General features: G+C 73.2%; 16 protein-coding genes. 12 read left to right on the top strand and 4 right to left on the bottom strand.

The window, feature by feature from the left end; all coding sequences use genetic code 11:
• Positions 1-34: 34 nt before the first annotated feature.
• Together ACFVH0_RS21915 and ACFVH0_RS21910 are read right to left on the bottom strand one after the other, a co-directional pair.
• Positions 35-1,021 (bottom strand): CU044_5270 family protein, encoded by a 987-nt coding sequence (locus ACFVH0_RS21915; protein ID WP_385822496.1) that lies wholly within the window; start codon positions 1,019-1,021, stop codon positions 35-37.
• Positions 1,009-1,608 (bottom strand): RNA polymerase sigma factor, encoded by a 600-nt coding sequence (locus ACFVH0_RS21910; RefSeq protein WP_385822494.1) that lies wholly within the window; start codon positions 1,606-1,608, stop codon positions 1,009-1,011. The genes ACFVH0_RS21915 and ACFVH0_RS21910 overlap by 13 nt, the downstream gene beginning before the upstream one ends.
• Before the next feature lie 390 nt (positions 1,609-1,998).
• Here ACFVH0_RS21910 and glmS point away from each other — a divergent pair, with 390 nt between their 5' ends.
• From glmS to ACFVH0_RS21870, 8 genes are all read left to right on the top strand, one after another.
• The gene (gene glmS, locus ACFVH0_RS21905) at positions 1,999-3,846 is read left to right on the top strand and encodes a glutamine--fructose-6-phosphate transaminase (isomerizing) (protein WP_385822493.1); all 1,848 of its coding nucleotides are present in this window, start codon (positions 1,999-2,001) and stop codon (positions 3,844-3,846) included.
• A gap of 20 nt (positions 3,847-3,866) precedes the next feature.
• Positions 3,867-4,235: a holo-ACP synthase gene (locus ACFVH0_RS21900; protein WP_385822491.1), complete on the top strand. Its 369-nt coding sequence runs from the start codon at positions 3,867-3,869 to the stop codon at positions 4,233-4,235.
• 4 nt (positions 4,236-4,239) lie between these two features.
• Positions 4,240-5,691: an NAD(P)H-hydrate dehydratase gene (locus tag ACFVH0_RS21895; protein WP_385822490.1), complete on the top strand. Its 1,452-nt coding sequence runs from the start codon at positions 4,240-4,242 to the stop codon at positions 5,689-5,691.
• 51 nt (positions 5,692-5,742) lie between these two features.
• The gene (locus ACFVH0_RS21890) at positions 5,743-6,129 is read left to right on the top strand and encodes a DUF488 domain-containing protein (RefSeq protein WP_385822488.1); all 387 of its coding nucleotides are present in this window, start codon (positions 5,743-5,745) and stop codon (positions 6,127-6,129) included.
• Between the two features lie 62 nt (positions 6,130-6,191).
• Positions 6,192-7,346: an alanine racemase gene (alr, locus tag ACFVH0_RS21885; protein WP_385822486.1), complete on the top strand. Its 1,155-nt coding sequence runs from the start codon at positions 6,192-6,194 to the stop codon at positions 7,344-7,346.
• Between the two features lie 93 nt (positions 7,347-7,439).
• Positions 7,440-8,711 carry an alpha/beta fold hydrolase gene (locus tag ACFVH0_RS21880; RefSeq protein WP_385822484.1) on the top strand — a complete coding sequence of 424 codons (1,272 nt, stop codon included), beginning with the start codon at positions 7,440-7,442 and terminating at the stop codon, positions 8,709-8,711.
• Positions 8,680-9,219: a tRNA (adenosine(37)-N6)-threonylcarbamoyltransferase complex ATPase subunit type 1 TsaE gene (gene tsaE, locus ACFVH0_RS21875; protein WP_385822482.1), complete on the top strand. Its 540-nt coding sequence runs from the start codon at positions 8,680-8,682 to the stop codon at positions 9,217-9,219. The genes ACFVH0_RS21880 and tsaE overlap by 32 nt, the downstream gene beginning before the upstream one ends.
• A 151-nt stretch (positions 9,220-9,370) precedes the next feature.
• Positions 9,371-9,550 (top strand): hypothetical protein, encoded by a 180-nt coding sequence (locus ACFVH0_RS21870; RefSeq protein WP_385822481.1) that lies wholly within the window; start codon positions 9,371-9,373, stop codon positions 9,548-9,550.
• 34 nt (positions 9,551-9,584) lie between these two features.
• Here ACFVH0_RS21870 and ACFVH0_RS21865 read toward each other — a convergent pair whose 3' ends face one another.
• Positions 9,585-10,136: a L,D-transpeptidase gene (locus tag ACFVH0_RS21865; protein WP_385822479.1), complete on the bottom strand. Its 552-nt coding sequence runs from the start codon at positions 10,134-10,136 to the stop codon at positions 9,585-9,587.
• Between the two features lie 168 nt (positions 10,137-10,304).
• On the opposite strand from ACFVH0_RS21865, the gene tsaB reads away from it, so the two are divergent.
• Genes tsaB through ACFVH0_RS21845 form a run of 4 tightly spaced genes read left to right on the top strand, consistent with a single transcriptional unit; the run spans position 10,305 to position 12,839 of the window.
• On the top strand, positions 10,305-10,952 hold the full coding sequence (gene tsaB / locus ACFVH0_RS21860) for a tRNA (adenosine(37)-N6)-threonylcarbamoyltransferase complex dimerization subunit type 1 TsaB (RefSeq protein ID WP_385822476.1): 648 nt from the start codon (positions 10,305-10,307) through the stop codon (positions 10,950-10,952).
• Between the two features lie 23 nt (positions 10,953-10,975).
• Complete coding sequence (gene rimI, locus ACFVH0_RS21855) at positions 10,976-11,449, top strand: ribosomal protein S18-alanine N-acetyltransferase (RefSeq protein ID WP_385822546.1); 474 nt, start codon at positions 10,976-10,978, stop codon at positions 11,447-11,449.
• Positions 11,449-12,555: a tRNA (adenosine(37)-N6)-threonylcarbamoyltransferase complex transferase subunit TsaD gene (tsaD, locus tag ACFVH0_RS21850; RefSeq protein ID WP_385822474.1), complete on the top strand. Its 1,107-nt coding sequence runs from the start codon at positions 11,449-11,451 to the stop codon at positions 12,553-12,555. Before rimI ends, tsaD begins: the two co-directional genes overlap by 1 nt.
• Entirely contained in the window at positions 12,552-12,839 is a 288-nt protein-coding gene (locus ACFVH0_RS21845; protein ID WP_385822472.1) for a hypothetical protein, read from the top strand. The genes tsaD and ACFVH0_RS21845 overlap by 4 nt, the downstream gene beginning before the upstream one ends.
• A 5-nt stretch (positions 12,840-12,844) precedes the next feature.
• Here the strand turns inward: ACFVH0_RS21845 and ACFVH0_RS21840 are convergent, their stop codons facing one another.
• Positions 12,845-13,552: a TetR/AcrR family transcriptional regulator gene (locus ACFVH0_RS21840; RefSeq protein WP_385822470.1), complete on the bottom strand. Its 708-nt coding sequence runs from the start codon at positions 13,550-13,552 to the stop codon at positions 12,845-12,847.
• Positions 13,553-13,642 lie beyond the last annotated feature (90 nt).

Below are 13,642 nucleotides of genomic sequence, written 5' to 3'. Positions count from 1 at the left end.
GGACACCGGCCCCGGTTTCACGGCCCCGTGGGGATCAGGGCTTCTCGCCCTTGGCGTCGACGACGGCGGCCTTGATCCGCGCCTCGCTCGTGAGGATCTGTCCTGCCTTGAAGTTGAAGGTCTGGCGCTCCACCTTGCCGTCGGAGAGCGTGTACGCGTAGTCCTCGGCGACCACGAAACGCAGACCTACGTAGCTGAAGTCGTGCGGGTCGAGCAGGATCTCCCGCTGCTCATGACTGCCGTCCTCCTTGCGGGTGATGGCGATGGCCTCGCGCCCGGCCGCGTCCTTCACCAGGTGGTCGGTGACGTGCACGCCGGGGATGGTGGCCATGGCCCGGTAGATCCGGGCGAGGGCGGCCGGGGTGATCGGGTACGCCTCGGCCATCAGCCCGATCGCGCGGAAGCTGTGCTGGGCCTCGGCCTCGGGCGGGCTCTCGGCCGTGTTGCCGGTCGGGTAGAACGAGCGGACCTTCGCCAGCAGCCGCGCCGGGTCGTCGGGCAGCTTGTCGGCGGCCCGGTAGACCTGGCGGGCCGTGCGGTAGTCGGAGTCCTTGCCGTTCTTGGCCGCGGCGGAGTTGTCGTACGGAACCCAGCTGTCGGGGTCGTGGGTGACGGGCCCGACGGCCGCGCCGTTCTGGTTGCCCTGCGAGGCCACCTGCGCCGTCCTGGTGTAGATCCACTGGTCGTCGCGCGGCTCCGGCCCGGCCGGCTGCTTCTCCAGTGCGTCGGCGGCCCGGTTCAGCACCTCGGCCGGGCTGTCCAGCCGCAGGGTTCCGGCGGTCGACGCGGGCCCGGAGCGGGAGGGCGCCGCGGCGTCCCCGAGCTGGGTGCCGAGCACCGCCGCCACGGTGATCGCCGCTGCCGCGCCGACCGCCGCGACCCGCCAGTCGGCCCGCAGACGGCGGGCCCGGCGGCCCGAGGCCGCGGCGTCGGTGAGCCGCTGCCGGCCGGGGGCGAGCGCCCCGCGGTCGGGTACCGGCACGTCCGCCCGGAGCTCGCGCAGCTTGGTCATTTCGTCCATGACGGGCTCAGCTCCAGGGCGTCGGGCGTGAACGAGGGGTCCGTGCCGAGGGCCGCCCGGACTCTGCGGCGGGCGCGATTGAGCCGGGAACGTACGGTGCCGAGCGGGATGCCCAGCGCCTCGGCGACCTCCTGGTACCCGAGGTCGGCCCAGGCGACGAGCAGCAGTACGTGGCGGTCGCCGGGCGAGAGCGCGGCGAGGGCCGCCGCCAGCGGTGCCTGGGCGGCGATCCGGTCGTCGCAACGGTCGCTCCAGGACGCGGCCACCGGATCCTGACCGGTACGGGCCAGGGCGCGCAGCGCGCGCTCCTCGCTGCGCCGGTGCTTGCCGATGAGGTTCGCCGTGATCCCGTACAGCCAGGGGCGGGCGCTGCGATGGGAGCGGTCGAAGCGGCGCCGGGAGCGGAAGGCGATGAGGAAGGTGTCCGCCGTGATGTCGTCCGCCGCGCCCTCCCCGAGGCGGCGGGCGGCATAGCGGTGGATGTCCGGTGCGTGACGGTCGTAGAGCCCGGCGAAGATCTCGGGTTCCTCCAGCGACTGTGCGATGACCTCGGCATCGTCGTCGGGGCTGGCCGGCGGTCCGGTCACATCGGCTCCTGGGGCTCGTCGGGTGGGCGTGTCACCCCTTGTTCCCCGCAGGGTCCGGAAAGGTTCACAGGGTATGCGGGGCCGTGCGTGCGCCCGGATCCGGCGGTGGTCCTCACGGGTTCTGCCGGTGGCGGGGCGGGCGGGGGCAGGGCGGGAAACGGCCGAACGCGGAGGTGCCCCGGGTGCGGCCGGAAGCCGACGGGGGAGTGGTGCCGGGGTCCGGCGTTGAAGATCCACCGGCCGCCGCTGCCCCGGCTCCAGTTGCAGCCCCCGCTGAGCTCCGCCTCGACGCCGGCCGCCCGCCGCACGCGCCACGCCGTCCTCCCTGCCGCCCCGTTCGCCTTCTGCGACGATGCGAAGAAAAGGGGGAAGTGGCACGAAGGGAACGTTATGTGCGGAATCGTCGGTTACGTCGGTGGGCAGTCGGCGCAGGACGTCGTCGTCGCGGGGCTCAAGCGTCTTGAGTACCGGGGTTACGACTCGGCGGGCATCGCGGTCCTCGCGGACGGCGGCCTGGCCGCGACGAAGCGGGCCGGCAAGCTCGTCAATCTGGAGAAGGCGCTGGCCGAGGCGCCACTGCCGGCCGGGACCACCGGGATCGGGCACACCCGCTGGGCCACCCACGGCGCCCCCACCGACGCCAACGCCCACCCGCACCTGGACAACGCGGGCCGGGTCGCCGTCGTGCACAACGGGATCATCGAGAACTTCGCCGCGCTGCGCGCCGAACTCGCCGAGCGCGGCCACGATCTGGCCTCCGAGACCGACACCGAGGTCGTCGCTCATCTGCTCGCCGAGGCATTCTCCGCCTGCGCCGACCCGGCGGAGGCGATGCGGCAGGTCTGCCGCCGGCTGGAGGGCGCCTTCACCCTCGTCGCCGTGCACGCGGACGCGCCCGGCACGGTGGTCGGGGCCCGGCGCAACTCACCGCTCGTGGTGGGGGTGGGGGAGGGCGAGTCGTTCCTGGCCTCCGACGTCGCCGCGTTCATCGCGCACACCCGCTCCGCGATCGAACTGGGCCAGGACCAGGTGGTCGAGCTGCGCCGGGAGGGCGTCACCGTCACCGACTTCGGCGGACGGCCGGCCGAGGTCCGCAATTACCACGTGGACTGGGACGTCTCCGCCGCCGAGAAGGGCGGCCACGACTACTTCATGCTCAAGGAGATCGCCGAGCAGCCGAAGGCCGTGGCCGACACCCTCCTCGGACGGATCGACGGCGCGGGCTCCCTCCACCTCGACGAGGTCCGCATCCCGCCGCACGAGCTGCGGGAGGTCGACAAGGTCGTCATCGTGGCCTGCGGCACCGCGTTCCACTCCGGGATGATCGCCAAGTACGCCATCGAGCACTGGACCCGCATCCCCTGCGAGACCGAGCTGGCCAGCGAGTTCCGCTACCGCGACCCGATCCTCGACCACCGCACCCTGGTCGTCGCGATCTCGCAGTCCGGCGAGACGATGGACACCCTGATGGCCCTGCGGCACGCCCGCGAACAAGGCGCGAAGGTCCTCGCCATCTGCAACACGAACGGCTCCACCATCCCCCGGGAGTCCGACGCCGTGCTCTACACGCACGCCGGCCCCGAGGTCGCCGTCGCCTCCACCAAGGCATTCCTCACCCAGCTGGTCGCCTGCTACCTCGTCGCCCTGTACCTCGGGCAGATCCGGGGCACGAAGTGGGGCGACGAGATCCGCACCGTCATCCGCCAGCTCTCCGAGATCTCCGGCGCGGTCGAACAGGTCCTGGAGACCATGGAACCGGTGCGCGAACTCGCCCGATCCCTCGCCGGTCACGACACCGTGCTCTTCCTGGGCCGCCATGTCGGCTACCCCGTGGCCCTGGAAGGCGCGTTGAAGCTCAAGGAGCTCGCGTACATGCACGCCGAGGGCTTCGCCGCCGGTGAGCTCAAGCACGGCCCGATCGCGCTCATCGAGGACGACCTCCCGGTCGTCGTGGTGGTGCCGTCGCCGCGCGGCCGGTCGGTGCTGCACGACAAGATCGTGTCGAACATCCAGGAGATCAGGGCCCGTGGCGCCCGCACCATCGTGATCGCCGAGGAGGGCGACGAGGCGGTCGTCCCGTACGCCGACCATCTGATCCGGATCCCCATTACGCCTACGCTGCTCCAGCCGCTGGTGTCGACCGTGCCGCTCCAGGTCTTCGCCTGCGAACTGGCCACGGCCCGCGGCAACGACGTGGACCAGCCACGCAATCTGGCGAAGTCCGTGACCGTGGAGTAGCGAGGGATGAGGGAACGCGCGTGATCATCGGGGTCGGGATCGACGTGGCCGAGATCGAACGGTTCGACGCGGCGCTGGAACGTACGCCGCAGATGGCCCGACGGCTTTTCGTGGAAAGGGAGTTGAATCTTCCCAGCGGTGAGCGGCGGGGCATCGCCTCGCTCGCCGCCAGGTTCGCCGCGAAGGAGGCCCTGGCGAAGGCGCTCGGCGCGCCCGCCGGACTGCTCTGGACGGACGCCGAGGTGTACGTCGAGGACAGCGGGCAGCCCCGGCTGCGGGTCCGCGGCACCGTCGCCGCCCGCGCCGCCGAGCTGGGCGTACGGCACTGGCACGTGTCGCTCAGCCATGACGCGGGGGTGGCGTCGGCCGTGGTGATCGCGGAGGGTTGAGCACATGCGTACCGCCTACAGCGTCCAGACCGTACGGGCCGCCGAACGGGCCCTGATGGCCCGGCTCCCCGAGGGCGCGCTGATGCAGCGCGCCGCCGCCGGACTCGCGGCGGCCTGCGCCGACGTGCTGCGGCGGCGCGGCCGGGTCTACGGGTCACGGGTCGTCCTCCTCGTCGGCAGCGGCGACAACGGGGGCGACGCGCTGTACGCGGGCGCCCGGCTCGCCCGTCGCGGCGCCGGAGTGCGCGCCGTGCTCACCGCGCCCGGCCGCGCCCACGAGGGCGGCCTGGCGGCCCTGCTCGCGGCCGGCGGGCGGGTCGCGGAGGGCGCCGACGCCTGGGGCGGCCACATCGATCTCGTCGTCGACGGGATCACCGGCATCGGCGGCCGCGGCGGGCTGCGGCCGGACGCCGCCGAGCTGGTGCGGGCCTTCGCCGCGACCGGTGCGCCGCTGCTCGCCGTCGACCTGCCCAGCGGGGTCGAGGCCGACACCGGCGAGGTGCTCGGCAAGGCGGTGCGCGCCGACGCGACGGTCACCTTCGGCACGTACAAGCCGGGCCTGCTCATCGACCCGGCCGCCGAACGGGCGGGCGCGCTGCACCTCGTCGACATCGGGCTCGGACCCGAACTGCCCGCCGTGCCCGAGCTGGAGGTGCTCCAGTACGCGGACGTCGCCGCGCTGCTGCCGGTCCCCGGTGCGGAGAGCGACAAGTACCGGCGCGGGGTCGTCGGCATCGTCGCCGGATCCGCGCGCTACCCGGGGGCGGCGGTGCTGGCCGTCTCCGGGGCGCTGCGGGGCGGCGCGGGGGCCGTGCGGTACGTCGGACCGGGTGCCGACGCGGTGATCGCCCGCCATCCGGAGACGCTGGTCCACGCGGGGCCGCCGTCGAAGGCGGGGCGGGTGCAGGCATGGGTCGTCGGGCCCGGACTCGGTGACGGGACGGAGGCCGCCGAGGCGGTGAGGGACGTGCTGGCGGCGGAGGTCGCGGTGCTCGTGGACGCGGACGGACTGCGGCTGCTCGACGCCGGTGCCGTACGCGGGCGCACCGCGCCGACCGTCCTCACCCCGCACGCCGGTGAGGCCGCCGCGCTGCTCGGCGTCCCGCGCGAGGAGGTCGAGGCGGGGCGGCTCGCCGCCGTACGGGAGCTGGCCGACCGCTACCGGGCCACCGTGCTGCTCAAGGGGTCGACGACCCTGGTAGCCACCGACGACCCGGACACTCCCGTACGGGTCAATCCGACCGGCACCTCCTGGCTGGCCACGGCCGGCAGCGGCGACGTCCTCTCCGGACTGACCGGCTCCCTGCTCGCCGCGGGCCTCGACCCGCGCGACGCCGCGTCGGCCGGCGCCCATCTGCACGGACTCGCCGCCCGCCACGCCTCCGACGGCTCGCCCGTCGCCGCGCAGGACGTCGCGGAGGCGATCCCGGCGGCGTGGCGGGACGTACGGGCCTGAGTGATCCTGGGCACAAGCCGGCACCGACCGCAGCCGACAGGAGGGCCGACCGTGGGCAGCAGCAGCGACGTACGCGTACGCCGGGTGTACGAGCCGAAGGAGGACGCCGACGGCACCCGCGTCCTCGTCGACCGGCTCTGGCCGCGCGGCGAGTCCAAGGAGAGGGCCGCGATCGACAAGTGGCTCAAGGACATCACCCCGTCGAACGAGCTCCGCGACTGGTACCACGAGGACCGCACCGCCACCCGCTACGACGAGTTCGTCGACCGCTACCGCGCCGAACTGGCCGACCCCGTCCACACGGCGGCCGTGCGGGAACTGGTCGTACTCGTCCGGGAGGGCGGCCCGGTGACACTGGTCACGGCGGTCAAGGACGTACCCCACAGCCATGTCCCGGTCATCGTCGACCACCTGGAACACGAGCTGCGCCGGCACTGAGGGACGGCCGGGTGACCTGCCGCCCGAGGGCCCTGCCGGGCGCCTCTGAGAGACTGGGCGCGATGAACGAGACAGCGTCCTTGAGAGCCCGTGCCGAGATCGACCTCGCCGCACTGCGCGCCAACGTGCGTGTGCTGCGCGCGCGGGCCGCGGGTGCGCAACTCATGGCCGTCGTCAAGTCCGACGCGTACGGGCACGGGGCGGTGCCCTGCGCCCGCGCCGCGCTGGAGGCCGGGGCGACCTGGCTGGGCACCGCGACCCCGCAGGAGGCGCTCGCCCTGCGGGAGGCCGGACTCGGCGGCCGGGTGATGTGCTGGCTGTGGACCCCTGGCGGCCCCTGGCGCGAGGCGATCGAGGCCGACATCGATGTGTCGGTGAGCGGGATGTGGGCGCTGCGCGAGGTCGTCGCCGCGGTCGCGGAGGCGGGCGTCCCGGCCCGGATCCAGCTCAAGGCCGACACCGGCCTCGGGCGCAACGGCTGCCAGCCCGCCGACTGGCCCGAGCTGGTCGCCGCCGCCCGCGCCGCCGAGGACGCGGGCACCGTCCGGATCACCGGCCTGTGGTCCCACTTCGCCTGCGCCGACGAGCCCGGCCACCCCTCGATCGCCGCCCAGCTGGCCGTGTTCCGGGACATGGTGGAGTACGCCGAGAAGGCGGGCGTCGAGCCCGAGGTGCGCCACATGGCCAACTCCCCGGCGACGCTGACGATCCCCGAGGCCCACTTCGACCTGGTGCGGACCGGGATCGCGATGTACGGCATCTCGCCCAGCCCCGAGCTGGGCACCCCGGCCGACTTCGGGCTCCGTCCGGTCATGCGGCTCGTCGCGTCGGTCGCCCTGGTCAAGCAGGTGCCGGCCGGTCACGGGATCAGCTACGGACACCACTACACGACCTCCGCCGAGACGACCCTGGGCCTGGTGCCGGTCGGCTACGCGGACGGCATCCCACGCCATGCCTCCGGCCGGGCGCCGGTCCTGGTGGGCGGTGCCATCCGGCGGATCGCCGGCCGGGTGGCCATGGACCAGTTCGTCGTCGATCTCGACGGGGACGAGATCGAGGTGGGCAGCGAGGCGGTGCTCTTCGGCCCGGGGGACCGGGGCGAGCCGACCGCCGAGGACTGGGCGCAGGCCGCCGACACGATCGCGTACGAGATCGTCACCCGGATCGGCACCCGCGTACCGCGTGTGCATCTGCACGCCACCCCGGCCGAGTCCTGACCGATCAGGCGCCGCTGACCAGGCACGATCGGATCACGACCGGAACAGACCGGCCCTGACCTGACGGATACGACCGACGAGGAGCGCGGCACGGTGAGCGAGATCGGTGCGGGGGACGCTGTGACGACGGCTGCTACGGCGGTCGGCTGGCGCCGGGCAGGTATCGCCGGCGCCGCCATAGGCGTGATCGCGGCGGGGGCGGCGGCCGGTGTCGCGGTCGAGCGGCTCACCGTCGGCCGGGGCATGCGCAGAAGGGCCAGGCTGGCACTGGACGCCACCGGGCCGTACGGCTCGCTGCGCGGACTGCCGGGCCGGGCCGCGGCGGATGACGGCACCGAGCTGTACTACGAGGTCGACGAGGTCGAACCGGACGGCGCCGCGGGCACCGCCGACGGCGGGAGCGGCGCCACCGGCTCCGGTACGGCCACCGGCACCGGCACCCGCCGCCGCAGGCTCTTCGGCCGCAAGGCCCCCGCGCCGGTCACCGTTGTCTTCAGCCACGGCTACTGCCTCAGCCAGGACTCCTGGCACTTCCAGCGGGCGGCGCTGCGCGGCCTGGTCCGTACCGTCCACTGGGACCAGCGCAGCCACGGCCGCTCCGAGCGGGGCCGGGCCCAGGCGCAGGGTGTCCCCGTCGGCATCGACCAGCTCGGCCGCGACCTGATGGCCGTGATCGAGGCGGCGGCCCCCGAGGGGCGGCTGGTGCTCGTGGGGCACTCGATGGGCGGCATGACGATGATGGCGCTGGCCGACCAGTTCCCCGCGCTGATCCGGGACCGGGTCGCCGCCGTCGCCTTCGTCGGCACATCGAGCGGGAAGCTCGGCGAGGTCAACTTCGGGCTGCCGGTCGCGGGCGTGAACGCGGTGCGCCGGGTGCTGCCCGGGGTGCTCAAGGCGCTCGGCTCCCAGGCCGAGCTGGTGGAACGGGGCCGCCGGGCGACCGCCGATCTCTTCGCCGGGCTGATCAAGCGGTACTCGTTCGGTTCGCGGGACGTCGATCCGGCGGTCGAGCGGTTCGCCGAGCGGCTCATCGAGTCCACCCCGATCGATGTGGTCGCCGAGTTCTACCCGGCGTTCACCGAGCACGACAAGAGCGGCGCGCTGCCCGCTTTCCGCGATGCCCCGGTGCTGATCCTGGCGGGCGACAAGGACCTGGTGACGCCCAGTTCGCACAGCGAGACCATCGCGGACCAGCTCCCGGACGCGGAGCTGGTCATCGTCCCGGACGCCGGCCATCTGGTGATGCTGGAGCACCCCGAGACGGTCACGGACCGGCTGGCGGACCTGCTGGTACGCGTCGGTGCGGTGCCGGCAGCGGCTAACGTTGGCGGACATGGAAGCACCGCACAACAGCCCGGCGACTGAGCTCGCGAAGGGCGCCGCGTCCGGCACCGTCACCCTGAACCTGGCCGTCGAGTCCCCCGAACAGATGCAGGCACTCGGCCGCCGGATCGCCGGGATCCTGCTCCCCGGTGACCTCGTGATGCTCACCGGAGAGCTGGGCGCCGGGAAGACGACGCTGACCCGGGGTCTCGGCGAGGGCCTCGGCGTGCGCGGCGCGGTCACCTCCCCCACCTTCGTGATCGCCCGCGTCCACCCGTCGCTGACCGGCGGCCCGGCCCTGGTCCACGTCGACGCGTACCGCCTGGGCGGCGGGCTCGACGAGATGGAGGACCTGGACCTCGATGTGTCACTGCCGGAGTCGGTGGTGGTCGTGGAGTGGGGCGACGGCAAGGTCGAGGAGCTGTCCGAGGACCGGCTCCAGGTGGTGATCGACCGCGCGGTCGGTGACACGGACGACGAGCGGCGCGAGGTGACGCTGATCGGGATCGGCGCCCGCTGGGCCGGGCTGCGCGAGTTCTGGGCCCGGTAGCCGAATCCGCGGCGGCCCTGGGGGCGGGGCCGGATTCCGACAGGCTGTCGGCAAATTGTTGCGCCGGGCGGCACGGGCGTGGTCACATGGATGGCGAGAGCGGGTTAGGTCTGCCTAACCACGCCTTCCACCGGAGCCTCAGGAGGCATCCATGACGACGTCCGCCGAACGTGAAGTGCCGCCGCCGCCATCGATGAAGGACCTGCTGGCAGCCTGCGCCGCGGCCACGGCGGTCTCCACGCCGCCACCGTCCGCGGACCGGGACGTCGAGGCACCGGCCGCCGCCCCCGTACCCCGTTCGGGGTCCGGTCTCGAACGACGGGCGGGGTGACCCGGAAGGCCGGGTGAGCGCCGGGCGGGGCGTCCTACGGGACGACGACCACCTTCGTGGTGACCATCGCGAAGTCCCACATGGCGTCCCCGTCGGGCCGGGACATCCGCACGCCACCCGTCTTCAGCGTCGGGTCCGGGCTCTCCATCGAGCCGTCCACCGCCGCGCTGAACCCGACGGACGTGTCGTCCACCATCGCGAACCGCACCACGTGCTCGATCATCACGCCGTCCGAGCCCTTGGTGGCGGCGCCCTGGCGGGTGCCGACCCGGTAGGTCCCGGGCAGCGGGCTCAGCGCGCTCGGCATGACCTCGAACGTCCGCTCCACCTCCCCGTCCGCGTCGACGAGCCACACCCGGCGGTCCTCCAGGGCGTACACGACCCGCTTCCCGGTGCCGGAGCCCTTGGGGAGCGCGGCCGGGCGCGACTTCTCCTTCGGCTTCTCGTGCTCGGTGGCGGAAGGCTTCGGTTTCGGGGCCGCGAGGTTGTCGGGGGCGTTCGCCGATGCCTGGAAGGCCAGGACGCCGACGGCGACCAGCGCCGCCGCAGTGAGCCCGGCCACGATTCCCGAGCTGCCCCTAGACACCGTGCGCGCCCCTTTCGCTTCCGTATGTCGTACAAGCGTTTAGCGTTTACGTCGTACCCGTGTGTGCACGGTGACGGTAGCAGCCGGGGCCGGGCGTGCCGGGACGCCGTACGGGGCGCCGTACCCCCGTCGGCGGAGCCGTAGGCTGTTTGCGTGCTCTTGCTCGCCATGGATACCGCAACCCCCGCCGTCACCGTCGCCCTGCACGACGGGACCTCCGTCGTCGCCGAGTCCGGTCAGGTCGATGCCCGGAGGCACGGGGAGCTGCTGCTGCCCGCCGTCGACCGGGTCCTCGCCGGGGCCGGGGTGAAACTCGACGCCGTGACGGACGTGGTCGTCGGCGTCGGCCCCGGGCCGTACACCGGGCTCCGGGTCGGTCTGGTCACCGCCGCGACCTTCGGCTCGGCCCTCTCCGTGCCCGTGCACGGGCTGTGCACCCTGGACGGTCTCGCGTACGCCGCGGGCCTGGCCGGGCTGGCGGGACCGTTCGCCGTCGCGACGGACGCCCGCCGCAAGGAGGTCTACTGGGCGAGGTACGACGACGCGCGCACCCGGGTCACGGAGCCCGCCGTCGACCGGCCCGCCGACATCGCCGGGCAGCTCGCCGGACTGCCCGTCGTCGGTGCCGGCGCGGTGCTCTACCCCGAGGCGTTCCCGGACGCCCGGGAGCCCGAGCACGTCAGCGCCGGGGCGCTGGCCTCCCTCGCCGCCGAGCGGCTCGCCGCGGGCGCGGAGCTGCTGCCCCCGCAGCCGCTCTACCTGCGCAGGCCCGACGCCCAGGTGCCGAAGAACTACAAGGTGGTCACCCCGAAGTGACGACGACTGCCGTTCTGCGCGAGATGCGCTGGTGGGACATCGATCCGGTGCTGGAGCTCGAACACGAGCTGTTCCCGGACGACGCCTGGTCGGCCGGCATGTTCTGGTCCGAGCTGGCGCACTCCCGCGGCCCGCGGGCCACCCGCCGCTATGTCGTCGCCGAGGATCCCGCCACCGGCCGGATCGTCGGCTACGCGGGGCTCGCCGCGGCCGGTGACCTCGGTGACGTACAGACGATCGGGGTCACCCGCGGCCACTGGGGCGGCGGCCTGGGCTCCGAGCTGCTCACCGATCTGCTGAAGCACGCCACGGCCTTCGAGTGCGCGGAGGTGCTCCTCGAAGTCCGTGTCGACAACACCCGGGCCCAGAAGCTGTACGAACGCTTCGGCTTCGAACCGATCGGCTTCCGCCGCGGCTACTACCAGCCGGGCAACATCGACGCACTCGTCATGCGCCTGCACGTACAAGAACACGTACAAGAAACAGAGACTGACTGATGGCTGACGAACCGCTCGTACTCGGCATCGAGACCTCCTGCGACGAGACCGGCGTGGGCATCGTCCGGGGCACGACCCTGCTCGCCGACGCGGTCGCCTCCAGCGTCGACACCCACGCCCGCTTCGGCGGCGTCGTCCCGGAGATCGCCTCCCGCGCCCATCTGGAGGCGATGGTCCCCACCATCGAGCGCGCCCTGAAAGAGGCCGGGATCAGCGCCCGCGACCTCGACGGCATCTCCGTCACCGCGGGCCCCGGCCTCGCGGGCGCGCTGCTGGTCGGCGTATCGGCGGCGAAGGCGTACGCGTACGCGCTGAACAAGCCGCTCTACGGGGTGAACCACCTCGCCTCGCACATCTGCGTGGACCAGCTGGAACACGGCCCGCTGCCCGAGCCGACGATGGCGCTGCTGGTCAGCGGCGGCCACTCCTCGCTGCTGCTGGCGCCGGACATCACCAATGACGTACGGCCGCTCGGCGCGACCATCGACGACGCGGCGGGCGAGGCCTTCGACAAGATCGCCCGGGTACTGAACCTGGGCTTCCCCGGCGGCCCGGTCATCGACCGGCTGGCGAAGGAGGGCGATCCGGCCGCGATCGCGTTCCCGCGCGGGCTCACCGGTTCGCGCGACCCCGCCTACGACTTCTCCTTCTCCGGACTGAAGACCTCGGTGGCCCGCTGGATCGAGGCCAAGCGCGCGGCGGGCGAGGAGGTGCCGGTGCGGGACGTGGCGGCGTCCTTCCAGGAGGCCGTGGTCGACGTGCTCACCCGCAAGGCCGTCCGGGCCTGCAAGGACGAGGGCGTCGACCACCTGATGATCGGCGGCGGGGTCGCGGCCAACTCGCGGCTGCGGGCGCTGGCCGAGGAGCGGTGCGAGCGGGCCGGCATCCGGCTGCGGGTGCCGCGCCCGGGGCTGTGCACCGACAACGGCGCGATGGTCGCGGCGCTGGGCGCGGAGATGGTCGCCCGCAACCGGCCGGCCTCGGACCTGGAGCTGTCCGCGGACTCCTCGCTGCCGGTCACCGACACCCATGTACCGGGCGCCCACGCGCACACCCACGATCACGACCACGTGCACGAGATCAGCAAGGACAACCTCTACTCATGAGCGGTACGACCGTCGCGCTGATGTGGGAGGCCCGCGCCACCGACGGCCGGGGCGCCGAACTCCTGGAGTGGGCGCGGGCCCGTTCGGCGGAGCTGGCCCGCGAGCCGCTCCGCCGTGAGCTGCTGCGCGCCCCGCAGGACCGGGTCCTGGTCATCACCTGGTGGGAGGGTGCCTACGGCGACGAGCTGCCCGAACTCCCCGAACCGGACGCCGGGTTGATCACCCGTCCGGTGCACCGCTGGCGCTTCGAGTCGCTGGGGGACGCCGGGGCTGCCGGGGCCTGACCGGTTCACCGGCCGGCGGCTCCCCGGCTCAGCAGGCCCCGGATGATCGCGTCGAGTTCGTCCGCCACGTCGTAGTCGGCGGCATACGCGCGCCAGTCGTCCTTGATCGCGGCGAGCCGGGGCAGCGCCGCCGTGTCCTCCTCGGTCACCATCTCGGGGAAGTAGCGCCTGCTCGGCGGGTTCTGCGCGCGGCGTTCGGCGGCGCGGCGGAATATCAGGTCGCCGTAGACGTAACTCCAGATCGTCCGGTACGCGCGTACCGCCTGGGCGGGGGAGAGGCCGCAGGCGAGCGCCGAGTCGATGATCTCCTCGACCATCCACAGCGCGTTCTTGTCGGTCAGCTCGCCCAGCGCCAGGATGTCCAGCACCCACGGGATCCGCTCCAGGATGCCGTGCATGTGCACGGCCACGGCCAGCAGCCGCTCGCGCGGGTCCTCGGGCAGCCCGGGGCGGGGGAAGGCGGCCGCGGTGCCCGACAGGGTGAGCATCAGCAGCTCGTCCTTGTCCTGCACGTAGTGGTAGAGCGCCATCGGCGTGGAGCCGAGCTCCTTCGCCACCCGCCGCATGCTCAGGGCGTCCACGCCCTCTTCCTCGATGATGCGGCGCGCGGTGGCGACCATCGCGTCCGGGTCGAGCCTGCGCGGCCGCCCCACGGATCGTTTCGCGGGAGCCCGGTTCGCCGCCGGTGCCTGCTTCTTCTCTGTCCCTGACACCCGGGCATTGTCTCCCGCTCCGCTGTCCCCGCGCCTTCCGGGGTCTTCATATGACTAATTTCTATACGCGTATAGTAATGCCTTGACCGG

This window comes from Streptomyces sp. NPDC127117 (assembly GCF_042677325.1).
Lineage (GTDB): Bacteria > Actinomycetota > Actinomycetes > Streptomycetales > Streptomycetaceae > Streptomyces.
Note: the sequence above shows the minus strand (reverse complement) of the source record. Positions and strands in the feature narration are given on the sequence as shown.

Excerpts from the sequence above, each read along its gene's own strand:
- ACFVH0_RS21915 (WP_385822496.1), bottom strand. The coding sequence starts at position 1,021 with ATGGACGAAATGACCAAGCTGCGCGAGCTCCGGGCGGACGTGCCGGTA.
- glmS (WP_385822493.1), top strand. The coding sequence starts at position 1,999 with ATGTGCGGAATCGTCGGTTACGTCGGTGGGCAGTCGGCGCAGGACGTC.
- ACFVH0_RS21895 (WP_385822490.1), top strand. The coding sequence starts at position 4,240 with ATGCGTACCGCCTACAGCGTCCAGACCGTACGGGCCGCCGAACGGGCC.
- alr (WP_385822486.1), top strand. The coding sequence starts at position 6,192 with ATGAACGAGACAGCGTCCTTGAGAGCCCGTGCCGAGATCGACCTCGCC.
- tsaE (WP_385822482.1), top strand. The coding sequence starts at position 8,680 with ATGGAAGCACCGCACAACAGCCCGGCGACTGAGCTCGCGAAGGGCGCC.
- ACFVH0_RS21870 (WP_385822481.1), top strand. The coding sequence starts at position 9,371 with ATGACGACGTCCGCCGAACGTGAAGTGCCGCCGCCGCCATCGATGAAG.
- tsaB (WP_385822476.1), top strand. The coding sequence starts at position 10,305 with ATGGATACCGCAACCCCCGCCGTCACCGTCGCCCTGCACGACGGGACC.
- rimI (WP_385822546.1), top strand. The coding sequence starts at position 10,976 with ATGCGCTGGTGGGACATCGATCCGGTGCTGGAGCTCGAACACGAGCTG.
- tsaD (WP_385822474.1), top strand. The coding sequence starts at position 11,449 with ATGGCTGACGAACCGCTCGTACTCGGCATCGAGACCTCCTGCGACGAG.
- ACFVH0_RS21845 (WP_385822472.1), top strand. The coding sequence starts at position 12,552 with ATGAGCGGTACGACCGTCGCGCTGATGTGGGAGGCCCGCGCCACCGAC.